The sequence below is a fragment of the Pseudomonas fluorescens genome (genome assembly GCF_000730425.1).
Lineage (GTDB): Bacteria > Pseudomonadota > Gammaproteobacteria > Pseudomonadales > Pseudomonadaceae > Aquipseudomonas > Aquipseudomonas fluorescens_X.
Genome location: NZ_CP008896.1, coordinates 3,807,521 through 3,827,202 on the forward strand (window position 1 = coordinate 3,807,521; position 19,682 = coordinate 3,827,202).

Here is a 19,682-nt window from a genome sequence, read left to right on the forward strand (position 1 = left end):
TAAAAGACTGGATGAGTCGTTTATCCGAGATCGCCATGTATAGCCACAATGCCTCACGCCACTGACCGAGCGTTTCAGAACCACAGGATCATCACTGACGAGAAAGGGTAGCCATTGCCAAACGTTCAAATCGCTCTTCCTTGAAGCACCAGGACAAAAGCACGCCTGAAACAGCGGTCACGCCTGAAAAACCGGGGGGCATGGTTAATAGAAAAAATCTATCAAGCCTGGCGCAAGCCTAAAGTTGCGCAGGATCATAACACAAAAAATGGAGCCCTAACGACGTCGGAATGGCGTTCTGCCAGCCTTGAGAACAGGCCAATACCATCATTTCAAAAGAGCTAATTAGTTAAAAACCAACCAGCTTCTATTATTTAACTCAGCCAATCTTAGTGAACTTGAACAACCTATAAGTAATTAGCCCAAGATCAAATTTTTCATTGGTGAGCACGACTTCCCAAGATGTCCCGCACAAATAAAACACCCCACGAAGGCATCGCCATCGCGGGGTGTTGAGGCGATCAACTCATCAAGGCTTATGGAAGGCTTGAAGTCGATCCTGTTGGTTGCCAACAACATAGTTTGACACAGCCCTTCTCGTAAATCGGGGCCTGTAGGATGACCCGGGATCCACACAACAGCAACATAGACTGACACAGACGGGTCGCACTTCAAATACGGGGCCCGATTGGTAACAACATAGATTGACACAACAGCGAGCGTTCATTCAGGCACGAAATATTATGTGAGCGCGACCGGTCACTCACCTGTGCGGAAATAGTCTTTTTTCAACACAGGCTCAGTGCGATGTCTAAATCCGTGCGCAACCTTCGACCGGTCCCCATCAGCACATAAACTGTGTTTTTTGTTCGAAATAAGCAGCCATGGGTGAAGGAAACACCCAGCGTTGTTCGGACCCAACCACCAGGCGGGAAGCGGCCTTTACTGTCTTGGATAACGGTCAAAGCGTAAACGAGAGCAGGTATTAGCTGTCTATCCGTAATGGCTTTTCGCTGACGTGTTGTAATGTCGAGATCCAATATTGCCCAATCAGCAACAAGACAATAGGCACGGGAAGGAAAATGCAGACTGGCGAGGGCCACAGCATCTGAGGTGGTGAGTTGGCACCCGTCTATTTTCTCACCCGCAGAAAGCACTGAGACAAAATCTGCCAGGTTCATTTGTACCTCCGGCCGATCAAAAAAAACTGATTCGAACGAGAAGCATCATTCAGCTTAGCTCCCCGCGACACACGAGGTTCCTATGCCGACCACTGGGCCATTTTACAGCTGGTCCGCCTTCTCCCCTCATCCCACTGAACGGGATGATTTCTATCTAGCTGTCACCAGATAAAGTGGTTTACGCCAGTACCCGGCTATGCCATTGCCGTGCTTGAACCTTACCTCGCGGTAGGTTCCGATGTGGGTGAAACCTAGTGCTTCATGGATGCCCGTGCATGCCGTATTCGGCAAGGCGACGCGGGCATAGGCGCATGAAATCCATGTTACTCAAGGAGCGGTAGAAGCCGTTTGGCTGCGACTGAATCAAAATGACATGCCCTCAGACACTTGAATCAGCATTTCTTCGACTAGATGTGTGCCAAAGGTTGTAGTGGCCACCGCCGATGGGCTTTCTCCTAAAAAACGGGCTTTGGGTTTGGAAAGCCATTGTTTGGCCTTCCCTTTGTCACCGAAGATCACCTCGGCCATGGCGCTAATATGTGCAAACCGGAACAGGCGATCGCTCTCATGCAACGTTAAAAGCTGATTGGCTGACAGTTTTGTTTTAAGCGTTTTGGGTTGAATGATTCTGTCGCGTTCTTCGTCGCTGAGGGTTCCATCATCACAAAGCATTTTTATCAGGCTGACCGAGAAGCCAGCTACTATCATGTCGTGAACGTCCAGATCCGAAGCATTGACAGAGATATGAAGAAGCGTCTCCAGACGCATGCGGTAAGCATGATAGACATCCTGACTCAGGACGCCAGCAAACATGGGCCGCACTGATATTGTGTTGTGCACGGGCGTCAGCACTAATGTGCCATTCGCTACCGTTAGCTCCAGGTCGTCCCCAACACCTAACCTCATTTGGTCAAGCAACTCTTGAGGCAGATCAATGATGATGTCGCCAGTTCCGTCCTCAGTTTTCTGGGATTTTACTATCCAACGCTCAGTTTCACTCATGATCGTCCGGCCCTCATCCGCCATCAGAGAATGACACACATCATCATGGTTGGGCCCAGAGCTGACCAAAGGAACGCGCAATCCGCTGGTAGACAGGCACTGCCGCTGCTCGAACGCCGGATAGCGAGTGAAACAGCAAAAAATGGGGCAATGGATATACCTGCCTTTCCACCTTCACATGGCTAAGAGCCTGAGCGTGATCAGTTAACTACACGAAAGGATATGACATGCACCCTGATGAGCTTTATGTTTCCGTCGACGTCGAGACTTCTGGGCCTATACCAGGCGAATACAGTCTGCTTTCCATTGGAGCTTGTCTTGTAGCCCAACCTGAAACGTCCATCTATCTTGAACTACGGCCTGACAGTCCGAAACACGACCCCGAAGCGCTGGCAGTATCGGGGCTGAGTCTGGAGAAGCTGGAGCGCGAGGGTCTCGCTCCGCAACAGGCGATGCTGACATTTGATCAGTGGCTGAGATCGTCCTGCCAAACGGGGCAAAAGGTCATTTTCGTAGGACTCAATGCACCGTTTGACTGGTCATTCGTCAATTACTACTTCCACAAATACCTAGAAACCAACCCCTTTGGTTTTACCGCTATCGACATGAAGGCCTACTTTATGGGCGCTGTAGGTTGCAGCTGGAAGGAAACAAAATCATCCAAAATGACCGCTGTGCTGAAGCCACTCAGCGAACCGAACCATAACGCATTGGATGATGCCCGCTTTCAGGCAGAGCTCTTCGCCCTAATGCTGGCGGGTAACTATAAACGCTGACCTGCCTTCCACCGCACTGACTTGAAGTTCATCTGACCCAGGTTGCCTCAACATATCTGCCGTCCCTGAACGACCACGCCTTGATACCTTCTGGTTTTTCGGACTTGCCGACAATAATGGCTATTGGGTGCGGCAGATCCTGCGTGTAACGTGCAGCAAATTTGGAGAAACTACCGATGTCTGCCGGAGAGATCACCGGAACGGATTGGGGATGCGTATGCCAATAGCCCACCAGGCGTAACCCTTGTTCGTTGGCAGCCTGGATCTCCTGACGGCACCGCGCCGCATCCAACTCTAGCCAAGACCAGCCTGACCGATCGGCGCGATGAGGCAACGTGGCCAAGGCCAGCAGCAAACCTTTCGGATCAACAGGGTTGACGAATAACTGTCCACCTCGCTCCACGCCAAAAAGGCCCTGCCGATGACTATCCAAGATGTCCGCGACCGCCTGGGACACCAATAGCTCGGAGTCCACCTCCGGCCATCGCCAGCGCCATGCGATATCCGTCATACCATTTCGTCCTTATCTTCCGGCCATCCGCGTTCGAGTAGGATTTGCTGCGTCCCCTCTGGCAGTTTGGGCCCATGGTATTGGCCTCCTAGGCTCAGCACATCTTCAGGCCTATAAATGCTGCTGACCCAAGATGCAGTGGCGATCTTGCCGGTCAATGCGCGTAAGGCCGTGTGCGACACCATAGAGGCGATATTGGTCATTCCCAGCGAGCCGCCTGGGATAAAGCTCTCGCCACACGCGGGCAGTGGAACAACACCGCCTCCCGGCCACTCTGTAAATCTATGCAAAAAATCGCCGACGTCCGTGAACAACTGACGGCCATCAAAGGTGCCGCCTGGTGCGAATAGAGCATGGCCGACCTGGGTATACGGTTCGCTCCAGGCTTGTAAAAGCCCCCAAGGAGCGCCGCTGGATTTGGTTCGCCATACAGTGACCTCCGACTGCCAGTCTGCTGTCGTGATCACCACCAGATCTGCGTTATCGAACACTTCTGGTTTGCTACTCATCACTACTTCGGCAAAAGTCGAATAAGCGGTGCATTCTGTCGTCGGAAGATCTAACAGAATCTTGTCCCTCAACGCTGAGGCTTTCAGCCTCCCTAGGCTATCCGCTCCCAGAACGTGCCTCCCCAGATTGGCTGACACCAAAGTGTCAGGATCGATGAGGGTAAGGTGGCCGACACCGGATCGTGCCAATTGTATTGCCACCGTACTGCCTAATGAGCCAACGCCAACACAAACGACTCGAGCATTTTCAAGGTGCTGTGCAGTGCCGCTTATATCGCGGGACAGGATGGACGCTCGATCAAGCACATCCAGGGCAGTTGCTCGGACGAGCGCCGGAGGATGAGCATTTGCGATAGCTGGCCGCCGGCGAGCTGTACGCAAGCCAAACTTTGCCCCCCGCTCCTGCTGTACACCGAGCGAACGCACATTGAGACAATATGTTGGAGCATCTGCGCCTCCTGGAAGCTCCAGAACAATCCATCGACTCGCCAACGTTCCATGCAGCTCAAACCATGCCAGCAATTGCTCGGCATCGTCTGGTTGAAGGTGTGGCTTTAGCCACAGCAATAAATCTTCTGGATCCGGGGTGCGGATATCCGGATAAGTCTGAAGCTTGACGTAAAAACCGGGAGTTTCGGCCGCACGAATGACAGCAGAGCGCCCGACGACCCGTCGGTAATGCCCTTTGAGTGCAGCTACATTCGATGCTAACCAAACCGTTTCCTGACCGGATGGCACAGCTCGGCGCGGATCGCTGAGCGCAAACAACTGCGAGGCAGCCTGAGGTCGATCCAACAGTAAGAGGTTCTGGAATGACTGCCCGTGCTGAAACGACCAGTAGGTAGTGATCTCATTCTGAAATTCGATATCGCGTGTTGCCTGGTTTGATCCCATCTTGGACAACGAAACGATCTGGGCCAAGCGAGCAAGGCTGTCCTCTACCACGACCTCCGGGGAGCCCATGATGGGGCGTTCCTGAAAGCCATGAAGGCAAAGCCCCGACTTAGTGGCATGCGGCCAAACCAGCCATGGAGAGGGTTCGACGTTCAGCCGCAAGAGCCCGCGGGGAAAGTTGGAGGGGAAACCTATACGCAGTCGCCGCTCCTGCCCCGTGTAATCGATGGGCAAGGGGAAGTGAAAGCACGCCGCTTCGTCAGCCCGCATGGGTGCGGGCTGGAGCAATGCATCGGCAGCATCCTGACCTAGGGTGTTACGCAGTGCGGCGATTCCGCGCTGCAATGGTGTCTTAATAGGATCAGCCAAGGCGTCCAACTGGCTTTACGCTCGACTGAGAGGTTCCGCCACCGCTGGCCCCTCCGAAGAGCGAACCCATCGAAGCAGAGTTTCGAGTAGTGCCATCCGGTCGACCGGGCATCGTCCAATTCGCAGGGATTTCATTGTTCACTGCCGTGATGAACGCCGGCGCAATACCGAAGTTCTTTTTCACTGCCTCGGCAAAGGAGTCATTGGATTCAAAACTTTCCAAACCTAATGACACAGATGCACTGGCGTCCGCATGCCACTTGGCGAATGCCTGACGGTAGCCTTGCCCCTCGCCCGGTCGATTCCACTTCTCTGCAAAGTTTTCGCCGTTATCGGCAGGGTTGCAGACATAGCAGTCGCTACCTCTATGCGCGATGTGCTGCGGCATTCTGCGAACGATTTCCAAAATTGCATCGAGCGGTGCCAGAGGCTTCGACTGCGACTCCTTTACGACATCCAGGTATGCGTGCGTGGCTAGAGTGGTGATGACCGCAGATATTGGGCGAGTATCAGCGCTCCTTGTCTTGATGGCCCATTCATCGCGATGCCGCTTGAGCAGCTTAATGGTCGCACGCAGGGGATCTTGATCGATGTAATCCTGATAATGCGGCAAAGGATCTTGGGTCGCGGCATCAAGCATCCGCTGGCTTTTGGCAACCACTAAGCTTTCCAGAGAGATTTCCTGGGCGGAAGCGACCTGCAACCAATTCGAGTAAGGAATAGGGCTGCTCGCTTTCCATCCTGTGACTCGATCCGGAACCTCAAGCTTACCCTCGCCGTTTGCTTCGCCATTTCCGTTGATCGCCCGGGCAGGTGTGACATCGATGTGGAAACCTGGATTTTCGTCTGCATAAACGATTCGAATACCACGACGTAGTTGCTTAACTTCTTCCTGAACGCGGGAGCCTTCCCTAAAACGCTGCTCAATCGCCTCTAGAACTTCCTTCGCACCAGCGCCTTGAGCGTGAGGGAGCCAGATAATCGCGTCCGCATCAATGGTGTCCAGATCCGCAGGCGCGCCGGGAATTGGCTTAATGGTCGTTTTCAGCCGCATTGAGCCCTGAACGAAAATATGAGCCTCAGCGAGCAACGGATTGTCGGAAGCCGAGAGGATTTTTTCCAGTTGGGAGTAGCGGTCATTGATTTTTTCGTACTGCGCTTCCGACAGCGAGATCTCCCGCGCGGCGCGAAGCAGAAAATATTCCCAACTGCTGCGCTTGGTCTGTTCGTTGCTCAAAAGCATTACATAGCCTCCTGGGCCACGGGACCCAATTGCAGTGTTTGCGTAAACCGATCTTGGTTTTCTTTGTCCCGATCGAAGATCAGGTATGTATGTTGATGCTGTGTTGTGAGCAACGCGCCAAACTCGATGGCCAATGCCGCAGGAATGGCGGCGAAGACGTGGATGGGGTCAGGAGTCAGAGCCTCAAGCTGGCTCAGTCGTATTTGAAGTGCGTCGCGAAAAGCATGAATCACCCGACGGTTCTGTACCATCGCGTAGCTTGGTTCTGGGATCGACAGCTCTGCAATACGTGCACCGGGTAGAGCGTCGGTCACGTCGCGTACTGGAACTTGCGCAGAAATGGAGAGCACCAACGCCAGTGGGCCATCGCCGTTGGGTGGAGGCGTAAACAGAAAACTAGGCGGCTCAGCAGACTGATCGGGCCAGCGCAAAAGATGCTCGCGATGAAAAGAGAAGATCAAGCGTTTGGAACGGTCGCCGATACTCTGGCCCAACATCATCAAGGCCGGAATGTCGGCCAAGCCGACTACTGCTAGCGCGGGCGAATCGCCATAAGTGCCGCCGCGACGCTTGAGTTGCTGCTCCAGCTCATACTGGACGCTGTCTTTGACGTTCTGCCAATAGGTAGTGTCCCTGCCACGTGGTCCGGGCGCAGCGAAGGCGATTTTGATGCCTTGATCGAAGGCGGTTAATCCCTCGGCGGACATCGCAGTCAACAGATCGCGAACGGGGATATCGTTGATCGTCTGAAAGTGCTGACTCTGGACGATGAGAGGAATGGCTCTGCCACCATCGGGGGTCGTTGCGGCGAGTCGGATGCGTTCAAGGTACGCTTGGTGCAAACCGCTCAGATCATTTTCAGGGTAGCCATCTGCGTCACGATCAATTTTGTCATGACAGCCTGGGCACAGGAGCATCAGGTTAGCAGTATCGTTAGTGTGCGCCTCAGCATCATGATCCGCGCGTCCCCGAGGCCCCTTGGGACTGGCGGGTAAGATATGCGCCACTTCGCCCCATTTCATTGGCTTGCCGGCACGATAGTCGAACGTTAGATCCGTACCGCACAGTTCACAATGACCAGCGGTCTGTGTCCATACGATCCGCTTCGTCTCATCATTCGTGTTAAAGCGCCCGCTCGCGGGCTTAGCGTCTTCTTTTTCTGCCATTTCGACCGACCCCCGAAAAACATCCATGATTGAAAACGATGATGGCAAGATAAGATCATATTAGGGTCATTCGTCCCGATTTCAAGAGAGATCTGAGGGTGACGAATGCTGAGTCGCCTTTTAGCAGGATGCTTTTTTGGCTCATCGAAAGGCGGTGGTGGCGGCGTTCGTTTTCTGGCAAGTGCTGGTGGGTAATGGCACTGACCACAGCGTATGTAGGACTGATGAAAACGAGCTGCGCAGCTCAAACGAGGCTGCAAGCGCAGCCCCTTTCGTATGCGTTTTTACGCGTCAGTGCTTGCCAGGCTCAACGGACAAGTGTCGACGACGCATGAGGTGATAGGCCGCCGGGATCACAAACAGCGATAGCAAGGGTGCCGTAACCATACCGCCAATCATCGGGGCGGCAATGCGGCTCATAACCTCGCTACCGGAACCGCCTCCCAAAAGTATAGGTAACAAACCAGCGATAACCACTGCCACGGTCATAGCCTTAGGTCGAACGCGCTGGACAGCGCCTTCACAAATCGCGGCCATCAACCCGCGTTCTGTGTTGTCACCGAGGTCTTGACGCTCGGTCCATGCATTTTTCAGGTAGAGCAGCATGATCACGCCAAATTCGGCAGAAACACCGGCCAAGGCGATAAAGCCGACCCCGGTGGCAACCGACAGGTTGAATCCCAACAGATAGAGAAACCATGCCCCGCCCGTGAGAGCGAATGGCAGCGTGGCCATAATCAGCAAAGCCTCATCAAGGCGTGCAAATGTCAGGTAGAGCAACACGAAGATGATCAACAGCGTGGCAGGCACCACCAGTTTGAGTCGTGCGTTGGCCCTTTCGAGAAACTCGAACTGACCTGAGTAGCTCAGGCTCATGCCGGGCTGCAACTTGACCTGCTCACTGACGACCCGGCGTAGATCGGCGACTACGGAGGCAATGTCCCGGCCACGCACATCGATGTACACCCAGCCTGAAGGCCGTGCGTTCTCACTCTTGAGCATTGGCGGCCCGTCGTTGACCTTGATCTTCGCCACGGTGCCAAGGGTGATCTGGCTGCCTAGCGGGGTGTAGATCGGCAACTGCTCCAAAGCGCCGAGCGAATCCCGCCACTCACGAGGGTAACGTACGTTAATTGGGAAACGAGCCAACCCTTCAATCGTCTCCCCGACGTTTTCACCGCCGATTGCGCCGGCCACGATTGATTGCACATCGGCAATATTTAACCCATAGCGTGCCGCAGCTTTGCGATCGATATCCACATCAATATAGCGGCCACCGGTCAGTCGTTCGGCTAACGCTGAACTGACACCTGAGACGTCCTTGGCAACACGCTCGATGGCTTGGGTGACGGCATCGATCTCCGTCAGGTTGGTACCGGCAACCTTCACGCCAATCGGGCTTTTTATGCCGGTGGCCAGCATGTCGATACGGTTACGAATAGGCGGTATCCAGATGTTGGTTAATCCTGGGACACGCACCACTTGTTCTAGCTCCTCAACGAGCTTTTCCTGGGTCATGCCTGGGCGCCACTGTTCGCGTGGTTTGAATTGAATGGTGGTCTCGAACATTTCCAACGGTGCCGGGTCAGTCGCGGTTTCAGCGCGGCCGGCTTTTCCGAAAACATGTTCGACCTCTGGAACTGTCTTTATCAGACGGTCAGTCTGCTGAAGCAGTTGCGCGGCCTTCTGCGCCGATAATCCAGGCAGAGCTGACGGCATATAGAGCAGGTCCCCTTCGTCCAACGGGGGAAGAAACTCACCACCCAGACGAGAGATCGGCCACAACGCGCTGACAAAGACTAGCAATGCAACCAGCAGCGTTACTTTAGGTCGACGTAATACGGCGTCCAGAGCGGGCTCGTAGATCCGGATCAACCAGCGATTTAGCGGATTCTGTTGCTCATTAGGAATTCGTCCGCGAATCCAATACCCCATCAACACCGGAACTAGAGTTACCGACAGTCCAGCCGCTGCGGCCATAGCGTAGGTTTTGGTGAACGCCAATGGACCGAATAGACGTCCTTCCTGAGCCTCCAGCGTGAACACCGGAATGAACGACAGGGTGATGATCAGCAGACAGTAGAACAATGCGGGTCCTACCTCGGCAGCCGCTTCAGTCATCACGTGCCAATGACGTTCACCTTTCAGTTCCTCCCCAGGATTAGCCACGTGCCAAGCCTCGACCTTCTTGTGGGCGTTTTCAATCATCACCACGGCAGCGTCGACCATGGCGCCGATGGCGATGGCAATCCCGCCAAGGGACATGATGTTGGCGTTGATACCCTGATAGCGCATTACGATGAAGGCGATCAGCACCCCAACCGGCAGGGAGATGATTGCCACCAGAGATGAACGCAGGTGCCAGAGAAAGATTCCGCAGACCAACGCGACGACGATGAACTCTTCGATCAGCTTGTGGCTGAGGTTTTCCACGGCACGATCAATCAACTTGCTGCGGTCGTAGGTGGTGACGATTTCTACCCCCGCCGGCAGACTGCTTTTCAGCTCGTCGAGTTTGGTCTTGACCGCCGCAATGGTTTCTCGAGCATTCTTACCGCTGCGCAGAATTACAACGCCGCCGACGGTCTCACCTTCGCCATCGAGTTCGGTGATGCCTCGACGCATCTCAGGCCCCATCTGAATCGTGGCAACATCGCCCAGAGTGACCGGCACACCACCCGTGCCCAGTTTGAGTGGGATAGCACGAAAGTCATTGAGGGTCTTCAAGTACCCGGAAGCCCGCACAATAAACTCGGTCTCCGCCATCTCCAGCACCGCCCCACCAGTTTCCTGATTGGCCTTGCCGATCGCCTCGGTCACTTCAGACTGCGTGATACCCAAGCTGGCCAGCTTCACCGGATCAAGCTGCACCTGGTACTGCTTTACCATGCCACCCACCGTGGCCACTTCCGCAACGTTCGGTAGGGTCTTAAGCTCGAATTTAAGGAACCAGTCCTGCAAGGCACGTAACTGCGCCAAGTCATGCCCGCCGCTTCGGTCTACCAGGGCGTACTGGAAAATCCAGCCAACCCCAGTGGCATCAGGTCCTAAAGCGGGCTTGGCACTGGCCGGAAGCCGGCTTTGTATCTGGCTCAGATATTCCAATACGCGCGAGCGAGCCCAGTACAAGTCAGTTCCGTCTTCGAATAGTACGTAAACGAAACTGTCGCCAAAGAAGGAATAACCGCGCACAGTCTTGGCACCAGGCACAGAGAGCATGGTGGTTGCCAATGGATAGGTGACCTGGTTCTCTACGATCTGTGGGGCTTGGCCTGGATAAGGTGTACGGATAATTACCTGAACATCCGACAGGTCTGGCAGTGCGTCAATGGGCGTACTTTGAACCGCCCAGATCCCCCATGCCGTGACAAACAGCGTCGCCAGCAACACAAGAAAGCGGTTAGCCACCGACCAGCGAATAAGGGCCGCGATCATGGCTGGGTCCCAGAGCGTTCCAGACGCTCAACGCGCAGACCATCTTCCGTCTGGCTGACAGCGATCCGAACCTTGTCGCCCGTTTTAAGATCCTTCATCAGAGCTGGAGCGGCGAGAGGGAAAGTCATCGTCATGCCTGACATACCCAATGTTCTGAAGGGACCGTGGGCGAGCGTGACTTCTTTGTCGTTGATCTCAACGATCTGACCATCGGCCTCATGCAAAGCGCCTGCGGTTACAGTAGATGGCGAAACGTCCAGTGAGCTTGCGACAACGCCCTTGAGACTGGCCTCCGAGTCGAGAAGGAACTGGCCAGAAGTCACCACTTTTTGCCCCTCTTCCAAGCCTTTCAATATCAGCGTTTTGCCATCGTTATCTTGGCCTAACTGCACCTCCACCGGGCGATATCGACCAGCGTCTTCAGAGAGCATGACCAACGTACGTCGACCGGTACGAATGACGGCCTCGCTCGGCACCCACAAAACACTTTGCTCCGTCGAACGATTGAGACTTACCTGCGCGGTCAAACCTGGCCTGAGTCGGCCATCCGGATTGGGTAACTCAACTCGAACGCGAAGTGTGCGACTGTCCGAACTGGTTTCCGGAAGAATCGCACTGACGACGCCCTTGAGCACAACTCCAGGGAGCGCGGACAAACGCGCTTCGGCTGCTTGCCCTACAACGATTGACCCAGCCTCCGACTCTGGTACCGCCACGGCCAGCCAGACACTGCTCAAACCATTAACACGCGCGAGCGTCTCGCCTGCGGCCACCGTCATACCTTCACGCACACTCAGCTCTTGAAGCACACCACCAATAGGGCTGGTCAGAGTCAGGTTCGGTTGAACTTTGCCACTGCGCTCAACTTGAGCAATTAACTTAGTTGGCATTCCGGTGAGCCTCAATCGCTGGCGGGCCGCTGTCAGCAAGTCAGCATCGCCACTACGCTTGAGGGCGAGAAATTCCTCTTGAGCAGCTGCCCAATCCGGCACCAAGATATCTGCCAAGGCGGCATTCACTTTCAGCACATCACCAGGTGCATGGGCGTACACGCGCTCGACAAAACCCGCCGTACGGGCCTGAATGACTGCAACGTCCCGTTCGTTGAAGGCCAGAACACCTACCACGTTCAGTGTCGAGGCAAATACCCCTCGACTGACACTAGCCAGTCGCACACCAAGGTTCTGAGTCAGGCTTGGATCAATTCGAATGCCGCCGCTGTCCCCCTTGGTATCTGCGTATTGGGGGATCATCTGCATGTCCATGAAGGGTGACTTACCCGGTTTATCGAATTTCTGTTGTGGGTACATGGGGTCATACCAATACAGAACCTTTCGATCAGGAGAGGCTTTGGCTTCCTGATCCGGCTCGACACCAGCTACTTCGCTCATTCGCGGTTGGGCTAACCAGTAACCTCCGGCAACACCCAAGGCAATCGAGATGCCGACAACTAAAGTCCCTTTCCATACTTTGAAATTCATTGAGCGGGCTCCCCGTAAGAGAAATACAGGCGAGCGCTGGTGAGAGCACGTTGCTCTTCAACGTCAATCTGCTTGAGACGGGCTTCGATGAGTTCGCGTCGGGCGGCCACAACCGAGTTCAAATCACCTTTGCCGGAACGGTAGCTAGCCATGGTGAGTTCAACCTTTTCTTTAGCCAGCGGCAACAAGCTTTCCTGATTACGGTTGACTGCACGATTGAGTCGCTCGTAGTCGGCCAACTCATCCTCCAGTTGCTGGGTATGCTCGCGCGACAGAGCTTCCCGCTCAGCCTCAAGCTGGTTGAGTTCGGCGTGCTTTGCCGCAATTTTGGGGTTTTGCCGAGAGTCAGGAAACAGCGGGAGATCCCATGAAAACTGGACGCTAACCATGTCACCGAATTGTTTGCCTCGATGCTGATAGTCGAATTCCCAGCTCCAGTCAGATTGCTTTTCCGCCTCAGCTTCACGGATCTTGGCTTGTGCTTCACGGGTCATCGGCACATACGCCGCCAATTCAGGGTGATGTTGCAGCTTATGGGAGTATCCAGAGGTTTCAATGGGCCAATCAGGCAAGCTGCCCGCCGGTTTGTCATTGGCAGCTGGGCCAATCCAGCGCTTGAGGGCCGCCCGGGCCTGTGCACGTTGGCGAACTAAATCATCCTGCTGCTCCGCCAGTTGGGCAGCTTCCTGTTTAGGTGTCACCGCATCGGCGGGTTGGGCGCGGCCACCCGCAATCTGAGATCTGACGGTATCGGTCAGAAGACGGTTTTCTTTGTAGAAGTCCTGGAACATCGCATCTTTACGCTCAACCGAGTAGCTACTGATCCAGGCCAATGCCGTGGACTGTCGGACGTTCAGACGCGCCACTCGACGCTCAGCGGACGCTCGATCAACAGCCGCATCCGCGACCTCGATACGTGCTTTGCGCTTATCGCTGTTGGGCATCTCCTGTCTGACCCCGACCATTTGCATGGTCATGAAGTCCTGGTCGATGCTCCATCTGTCGGCACCACCAATGGGGTAGTTCTGCACGCCCAGCAGTAGCTTGGGATCGGGTAGTTCGCCAGCGGGAATGGCCGCACTGGTGGCTGCTTGAATTTTGGCGTCTTGTGCGGTCAACGACGGTGCATTGTTTTCGGCCAGCCGCAGCGCTTCATCGAGTGTCAATGCACCAGCAAGGCTCGGCAATGCCAGTACGCTTGCCGCCAGGCCGGCCACGAGGGACCAACCTGTGCAAAAGCAGTTGGAGTTCATGTTCACGATTCCTGTGATGATCCACCGCGCGCTTCATAAGACATGCGCGCAGATATGCCATCCCGCTAACGCGGAATGAGGCTCAGTGTGGTACAGGAATCAAGTACGGGGCGGTCGCCATAACCCAGAAGGGGTTTGTACGAGTGGGAAATGGCTGGAGAAGGGCGGAACGATTGGACTGGACAAGGTAATAGGAGGCTTGATGATCGAGACTTGCAGCATGCCGCCCGTTTTGCATTCCTGGCCCGACTTACAAGGTTTGCCATGCTCAGCGGTACTTTTCATGTCGTGACAGCAGTCTTGACCCATACCATCCTTCATCGCTATATCCATGGTTTTCATCGGGCATGGTTCAGTCGATGCCTGAACACCCGCCATCCCGCTAAGGGGAAGCGCCAAGCTAATTAGGAAAATCAGGCAAAACCGCACATAGCGTTTCATGGGCTAAAGTGTAGACGGTGCAAATGGCCCTTACAATTCACCCTTAAGACTCCTGTATTGGCTGTTACCAACGTCTATGCTGCGCTCATTTCCATGACAGGGCTTAAAGTACCTAACCATGCGACAAGACAGATAATGATGACCGCCATTGAAAACTCAAGTTTCATGCTACGGCGCAAGGCATTCACCGCGACAGCGTATTCGCCATTGCGAACTGATCGCTCCAATAAGGGGCTTAGATGAAAACGGTTAAGCGTGGCTAATACGATCATCCCTGCAAATAGCAGGATTTTCAAAAATAGTAACTGGCCATAAGTGCTGAGCATCACCTCATCGAGGCTTGGTCCTACGATAAATAGGTAATTCACCACGCCCGTTATACTGATGATTACTACAATCACCGCGCCGGCCGATTCAAACCCTGTCAGTACCCGAGCAAGAACTCGTACTTCCTGATCACCTTTCAGCGATTTTAAACGCAGCAGCAGTGCAAATGCTGCCAACGCACCCAACCAACCGCCTGCGGCCAAGAGATGGAAGATGTCGCTAGTAAAATGCCAGTAACGACGGCTCCCTTCGTCCATCGCACCATGCCCTGTCCATGCCAGCGTCGCTAGCGCAATGGCGCCACATACACTGACAATCCAAAGACTAAGTGTCGGAAAGCGCTTACTCAGAGCAACGCCGACAACAGCCGTCAGCAACGCCACTATCCGGACCATCCAGGTCAAACCGACGTCCGTCCCCATGAGAACCATTTGAAAAATATGGTGATGTAGCTCCATGAAGCCCGACACACCACTCATAGCTTTCGCAAGCAACAACATGGCTGCTAGAGACAGAGCTACACCTAAAACAGATGTACTGTAAAGAAGCGACTCAAAATTTAAAACTGCTCCCGATACTCTCTCTTTTCCTCTCAGGCTATAAAGACCAAATATTGCCAGTCCAAATAACAGCATCAGATCAAAATATAGAGCAAAGCGAACAGCTATATTTATTGAGTCGCTCATGAATCATTTCACTTTGAAAGAAAAATTGCCGGTAATTGGATGAGTGTCAGACGAGACGGCACGCCACTCAACTTTATAAGTACCTGTGGTCAATGGCGATGCAGGCGTAATAACCATCGTCTTAGGATCTCCACCGCCTGCAACAGCTGCTTTAACGCCCATTGGGGAGTTAGGCATGCCAGGCATATCGGTCATGATCAGCTTAGCACCGGAAAACTGAGTCGTTAGATTCTCAGAAAATTGCAGTTCAATTTTCGCAGGAGCAGCAACATCCGACCCTTCTGCTGGAGTGGAAGAAAGCAGCTTTGGATGTGCCTGAGCAACTGCACTCAAAAGCAAACCCGCTGTCAGTGCTACAGCTACGGTGGTGGTTTTAAGGAATGACATGCAAGACTCCTCACAGCAAAAGCTGTTGATTCTAGGTTTTTGATGAGTATCTAGTTATTACTTTTACGCTTATTAAAAACACTGGCGAGCTACCTAGCAAATTCCTTGTTCTAGGGCGGGCTGGACAGGAATAATCACAAGAATTCCAACGTCACAGCGCAAGTACACGATGCCACACGAACGCAAACTATTCGATTACATTTCAGTCAGCTTGGACCTGCTTTGGGACGCTGAATTTCTTGAAAAAATGGTTAAAACGGGCTTCCGTTTTGCGACGTGCACACCGTGAAAACCGTTCGCAAGACCACATAGCTGCTCGGGTGTATATGGTGTCGTTGACTATGCATTTTCTGCACTCGCACATGGGAGTTGTATATGAAAGGCTGTTTTTCCATCTGACGACGTGCACCATATCTTGCCGCCATGCGACTCGATAATGGATCGAGTGATTGATAAGCCTAGCCCCGCATTACTTGGGTTTCCTTCTCTACGAGCGGGGTCCACTCGATAAAATCGATCAAACAGTTTTTCAAGGTGCTCAGGAGCGATAGGTTCTCCAGGGTTTTCCACGGAGACTGAGATTGACGTCCCTTCCTGCCTTATATCGACGCTAATACATTTCCCTGCGGGGGTGTACCGGAGCGCATTTGAGAGCAGATTAGAGATAGCCCTGTCGAGCATAAGAACGTCACCTCGGACGCTGCCTCTCCCTGTCACTTTGAGGTCGATGCCTTGCTCATCAGCCAGCAAGCGGTAGTACTCGAGTAATTTTTCTACTAGTGCTACCAAGTCTATCGGTTTGTTTTCATGAGAAATCAGACCATTGTCAGATTTCGCTAGAAAAAGCATGTCATCGATCATCCGGCCCATACGCTTCAGGTCATCAAGATTCGAGTACAAGTTGTCTTCGTAGTCCTCAATATTCCTTTTTCTAGATAAAACCACTTCGGTGTGAGTCATCAAATTGCTGACAGGTGTTCGTAGTTCGTGAGCAATGTCCGCAGAGAAGTTTGATAAGCGAACAAATGCATCGTCCAGTCTAGATAACATTGCATTGAAAGAAAGCACCATCTGCTGAAGCTCTTTAGGAACGGCCGCTAAAGGAATTCGTTCTTTGAGCGATTTAGCAGACATTGACGCAGCGACTTGAGTAACCTGGCGAATAGGCCTTAGTCCACTGCTCGCGACCATCCAGCCCAGCGCCGCACTGACCAGCGCGCTTATAAACAACCCTATCAAAAACCAGCGTTCAAGCGTCTCAAAGAACGCCATATGTTGCGTAACGTCAAAGATTAACAGTACGGTCAGCGGTTTTTCTTGTCCCGTCACAATCGCTTGCGCCGTTATTCCCCGGAACGTTTGCTCATCATCACGCCACTCCCAAACATTGTTGTTTGAGGTCGTGCGAAAGTCTTCAGGAATATCGATTGGACCTGGATCAGCAAAAAGGGTCTTGCCGTGACCATCGAAGATCAGGGCTGTCAAATCTCGGTGAGCACCCAGCAGCGCCTCCAACTCAGGCTTAACATCACTGAACTGGTCAATGCTACTCAATCCCGTCAAAATTCTTTGGGTCGAGTGTAGCTTCTCGTTTAGCGCCTGCTGATCTAGCATTTTGAAATGATGCCGGCTAAGGCTGTTAAAACTGAGTCCAGCGACGGTGAGCACCGCCGTTACAGCTAGCATGAACATCAGGCTCATGCGGGTAGTCAGAGACATTCGCTTCATTCCAGCCCCGTCCCAGAATCCGGCGCATCTAGCATGTAGCCCATGCCTCGGGAGGTGTGGATAAGCTTGACCTCAAAATCATCATCAATCTTTGCTCTGAGCCGCCTTACGGCGACCTCGATGACGTTAGTATCGCTGTCGAAGTTCATGTCCCACACCTGGGAAGCGATAAGCGACTTAGGCAGCACCTCACCTCGACGACGGAGCAGCAATTCGAGTAACGCAAACTCTTTGGCCGTGAGATCTATACGTTTGCCTCCACGGACAACCCTGCGCTTGAGCAGGTCAACCTCAAGATCAGCCAATTTCATATGAGTTTGGGAGGGGGCTGTACTCCCTCTTCGCAGCAGCGTTCTGACGCGGGCCAGCAATTCAGAAAAAGCGAAGGGTTTTATGAGGTAATCGTCTGCCCCCAGCTCAAGTCCTTTGACGCGATCCTCGACGCGGTCTCGCGCCGTGAGAAAAAGCACGGGGACATTTTTTCCGGATGCCCGCACCTTCTGAAGTACTTCCCATCCGTCCAGCCCAGGCATCATCACATCGAGAATCAGCAGGTCATAAGCCTCGCTCAACGCGTGTTGAAGCGCCTCCTTACCATTGGTAAAGCGATCAACATTGAACCCTGCCTCAGCAAGACCTTGCTGCAAATAAATGCCTATTTTGGGTTCGTCTTCCGCAACCAGAAGTCTCATGGGGGTGGCTCTCGAATGATTGTGATGATGAGTCTGCAAGGAAATGCTTCTGCCAACCAGCAACTGACAGAAAAGTAATATTGGCTTCAGGTAGATGTCAGCGAGTGCTGTCTAGGGTTCGAGCATGAGTACTCCCTAGTACTCGACCGACGCCGCCGCATGAAACCTTGTGGGAGCCGGAAAACAGATCAAAAAGGAGCTTCCTCATGAATCATCTAAAAATCCTTTTCTTTGTGGGTTCGATACTCATCTCAGCGTCTGCTTTGGCTGAAGGTGGCGCAGATCGGATTGCGGAGCGTATGGAAAGCCTACGCGACAAAGCAGAAGCGACCTTGGTACAAGCTGAAAAAGCCCCAGAGGGAGAGCGCCATGTACACATGGCCGAGCATATGAAACTGCTGGGCGAGATCATGAACCAACTCCATCAGGATCACCCAAAAGCATCAATGTCGCCTCAGGAACATCTTTCCTGGATGGAAAAGCACGACGCTATGGTTGATGACGTTTTGAACCAAATGCAGCGCGAACACAAACTGATGCTTTCTGAGAGCCATCAGTAACCGGGTACCTCCGATGGGCTGTTTGATCCGCTCGGTTGGTACGGCGTCATAAGCGCGCCGCACTACTCTTGGAAACTGACAGAAATGTAGTGTTCACGTCAGTTAGCTGGCAGCTCTATCCGTTTAGCATAGCTAGTGTTTTCCATTTGCTCTTGAGGTCATCATGAAAGCTAAGCTCGTTACCCCAGTTATTGCGGCGATCACCTTATTCCTCGGTGCGACGGCCATGGCAGACGTAGGTCATGGCAAAGAGGACATCGGCCAGCCTGGCGTCGCTTCTGCGGTGACCCGTACGGTAGATGTGGAGATGGGTGATATTTTCTTCATGCCTAAAAACATCGATGTGAAGCCTGGTGAGACTATTCGTTTTGTCCTTCGTAATAAGGGCGCACTGCTGCACGAATTCAATATCGGCCAAGCCGCCGCTCATGCGGCGCACCAAAAAGAAATGGCGAGCATGTTCCAGAATGGAACGCTTACACCCACCGGGTCAGGGAAAATGACGGGCAGCATGGGTCACAGCATGGGAGGGATGAAGATGGTTGGAATGGAACACAACGACCCGAACAGCATGCTGATCGAGCCCGGAGCAACAAAGGAATTGATCTGGACCTTCAACAATACAACTGGACTTCAATTTGCCTGCAACGTACCAGGTCATTACCAGTCTGGGATGGTCGGTCAATTTGACCTGAAGTGAGCCCGAACTGACCGCTAAACCCGCGTCTCCTCAAGAGTTGGCTACGCTCTGAGGCAGACATCAGAGCAACTCGCTCAAACACTGGGGTCTAGATCATGAATAACCATCAGCATCCGGCTGGAAGCATCACCACCCCATTTTGGACGCGCAAAACAGGCGTTGTACTGATTATGTTCATTGTGATCGGCGCCTTCTACGTGGTGCGGGAGCATTTCAGCCACGTCTATACATACTTGCCCTATCTCATTCTGTTGATCTGTCCATTGATGCATTTTTTTGGGCATGGACATGGCGCACATGACCATGGCAATCAGGCGCAAGCCAACAAGGAAGAGAAATAG

18 protein-coding genes are annotated in these 19,682 nt (G+C 53.3%); 4 read left to right on the forward strand and 14 right to left on the reverse strand.

The genetic code is table 11. The features are described from left to right. Positions 1 to 788: 788 nt before the first annotated feature. Together HZ99_RS28655 and HZ99_RS17120 are read right to left on the reverse strand one after the other, a co-directional pair. Positions 789 to 1,181 (reverse strand): DUF6957 family protein, encoded by a 393-nt coding sequence (locus tag HZ99_RS28655; protein WP_074321239.1) that lies wholly within the window; start codon positions 1,179 to 1,181, stop codon positions 789 to 791. 363 nt (positions 1,182 to 1,544) lie between these two features. After that, entirely contained in the window at positions 1,545 to 2,183 is a 639-nt protein-coding gene (locus HZ99_RS17120; protein WP_306474135.1) for an antitoxin Xre/MbcA/ParS toxin-binding domain-containing protein, read from the reverse strand. Between the two features lie 227 nt (positions 2,184 to 2,410). Between HZ99_RS17120 and HZ99_RS17125 the strand changes: the two genes are divergently transcribed. Beyond that, positions 2,411 to 2,959: a 3'-5' exonuclease gene (locus tag HZ99_RS17125; protein ID WP_038444646.1), complete on the forward strand. Its 549-nt coding sequence runs from the start codon at positions 2,411 to 2,413 to the stop codon at positions 2,957 to 2,959. Positions 2,960 to 2,987: 28 nt separating this feature from the next. Here HZ99_RS17125 and HZ99_RS17130 read toward each other — a convergent pair whose 3' ends face one another. From HZ99_RS17130 to HZ99_RS17175, 12 genes are all read right to left on the reverse strand, one after another. Further along, on the reverse strand, positions 2,988 to 3,470 hold the full coding sequence (locus tag HZ99_RS17130; protein WP_019334922.1) for a Mov34/MPN/PAD-1 family protein: 483 nt from the start codon (positions 3,468 to 3,470) through the stop codon (positions 2,988 to 2,990). Next, positions 3,467 to 5,251, reverse strand: a complete 1,785-nt coding sequence (locus HZ99_RS17135) for a HesA/MoeB/ThiF family protein (protein ID WP_038444650.1) — start codon at positions 5,249 to 5,251, stop codon at positions 3,467 to 3,469. Before HZ99_RS17135 ends, HZ99_RS17130 begins: the two co-directional genes overlap by 4 nt. Continuing rightward, complete coding sequence (locus tag HZ99_RS17140; RefSeq protein ID WP_019334920.1) at positions 5,235 to 6,485, reverse strand: nucleotidyltransferase; 1,251 nt, start codon at positions 6,483 to 6,485, stop codon at positions 5,235 to 5,237. Before HZ99_RS17140 ends, HZ99_RS17135 begins: the two co-directional genes overlap by 17 nt. After that, on the reverse strand, positions 6,485 to 7,651 hold the full coding sequence (locus tag HZ99_RS17145; protein WP_025992777.1) for an SAVED domain-containing protein: 1,167 nt from the start codon (positions 7,649 to 7,651) through the stop codon (positions 6,485 to 6,487). The genes HZ99_RS17140 and HZ99_RS17145 overlap by 1 nt, the downstream gene beginning before the upstream one ends. Positions 7,652 to 7,942: 291 nt before the next feature. Further along, positions 7,943 to 11,086, reverse strand: coding sequence for an efflux RND transporter permease subunit (locus HZ99_RS17150; RefSeq protein ID WP_038444652.1), 3,144 nt, complete (start codon positions 11,084 to 11,086; stop codon positions 7,943 to 7,945). Next, positions 11,083 to 12,567 (reverse strand): efflux RND transporter periplasmic adaptor subunit, encoded by a 1,485-nt coding sequence (locus HZ99_RS17155; RefSeq protein ID WP_019334917.1) that lies wholly within the window; start codon positions 12,565 to 12,567, stop codon positions 11,083 to 11,085. Before HZ99_RS17155 ends, HZ99_RS17150 begins: the two co-directional genes overlap by 4 nt. After that, a complete protein-coding gene (locus HZ99_RS17160) occupies positions 12,564 to 13,820 on the reverse strand; it encodes a TolC family protein (protein ID WP_019334916.1) in 1,257 nt (418 codons plus the stop codon). The genes HZ99_RS17155 and HZ99_RS17160 overlap by 4 nt, the downstream gene beginning before the upstream one ends. Before the next feature lie 99 nt (positions 13,821 to 13,919). Continuing rightward, positions 13,920 to 14,261, reverse strand: coding sequence for a hypothetical protein (locus tag HZ99_RS29265; protein ID WP_076963050.1), 342 nt, complete (start codon positions 14,259 to 14,261; stop codon positions 13,920 to 13,922). A 74-nt stretch (positions 14,262 to 14,335) separates the two neighbouring features. Further along, complete coding sequence (gene copD / locus HZ99_RS17165; protein ID WP_038444655.1) at positions 14,336 to 15,274, reverse strand: copper homeostasis membrane protein CopD; 939 nt, start codon at positions 15,272 to 15,274, stop codon at positions 14,336 to 14,338. A 3-nt stretch (positions 15,275 to 15,277) separates the two neighbouring features. Next, a complete protein-coding gene (gene copC, locus HZ99_RS27910; protein WP_017341635.1) occupies positions 15,278 to 15,661 on the reverse strand; it encodes a copper homeostasis periplasmic binding protein CopC in 384 nt (127 codons plus the stop codon). 339 nt (positions 15,662 to 16,000) lie between these two features. Further along, positions 16,001 to 17,389: a copper resistance membrane spanning protein CopS gene (gene copS / locus HZ99_RS17170; RefSeq protein WP_038444657.1), complete on the reverse strand. Its 1,389-nt coding sequence runs from the start codon at positions 17,387 to 17,389 to the stop codon at positions 16,001 to 16,003. Next, positions 17,386 to 18,081 carry a heavy metal response regulator transcription factor gene (locus HZ99_RS17175; RefSeq protein ID WP_017341638.1) on the reverse strand — a complete coding sequence of 232 codons (696 nt, stop codon included), beginning with the start codon at positions 18,079 to 18,081 and terminating at the stop codon, positions 17,386 to 17,388. The genes copS and HZ99_RS17175 overlap by 4 nt, the downstream gene beginning before the upstream one ends. A gap of 206 nt (positions 18,082 to 18,287) precedes the next feature. On the opposite strand from HZ99_RS17175, the gene HZ99_RS17180 reads away from it, so the two are divergent. From HZ99_RS17180 to HZ99_RS17190, 3 genes are all read left to right on the forward strand, one after another. After that, positions 18,288 to 18,641 carry a co-regulatory protein PtrA N-terminal domain-containing protein gene (locus tag HZ99_RS17180; RefSeq protein WP_038444660.1) on the forward strand — a complete coding sequence of 118 codons (354 nt, stop codon included), beginning with the start codon at positions 18,288 to 18,290 and terminating at the stop codon, positions 18,639 to 18,641. 163 nt (positions 18,642 to 18,804) lie between these two features. Continuing rightward, complete coding sequence (locus tag HZ99_RS17185; RefSeq protein ID WP_038444662.1) at positions 18,805 to 19,341, forward strand: cupredoxin domain-containing protein; 537 nt, start codon at positions 18,805 to 18,807, stop codon at positions 19,339 to 19,341. A gap of 95 nt (positions 19,342 to 19,436) precedes the next feature. Further along, positions 19,437 to 19,682, forward strand: coding sequence for a DUF2933 domain-containing protein (locus HZ99_RS17190; protein WP_051903179.1), 246 nt, complete (start codon positions 19,437 to 19,439; stop codon positions 19,680 to 19,682).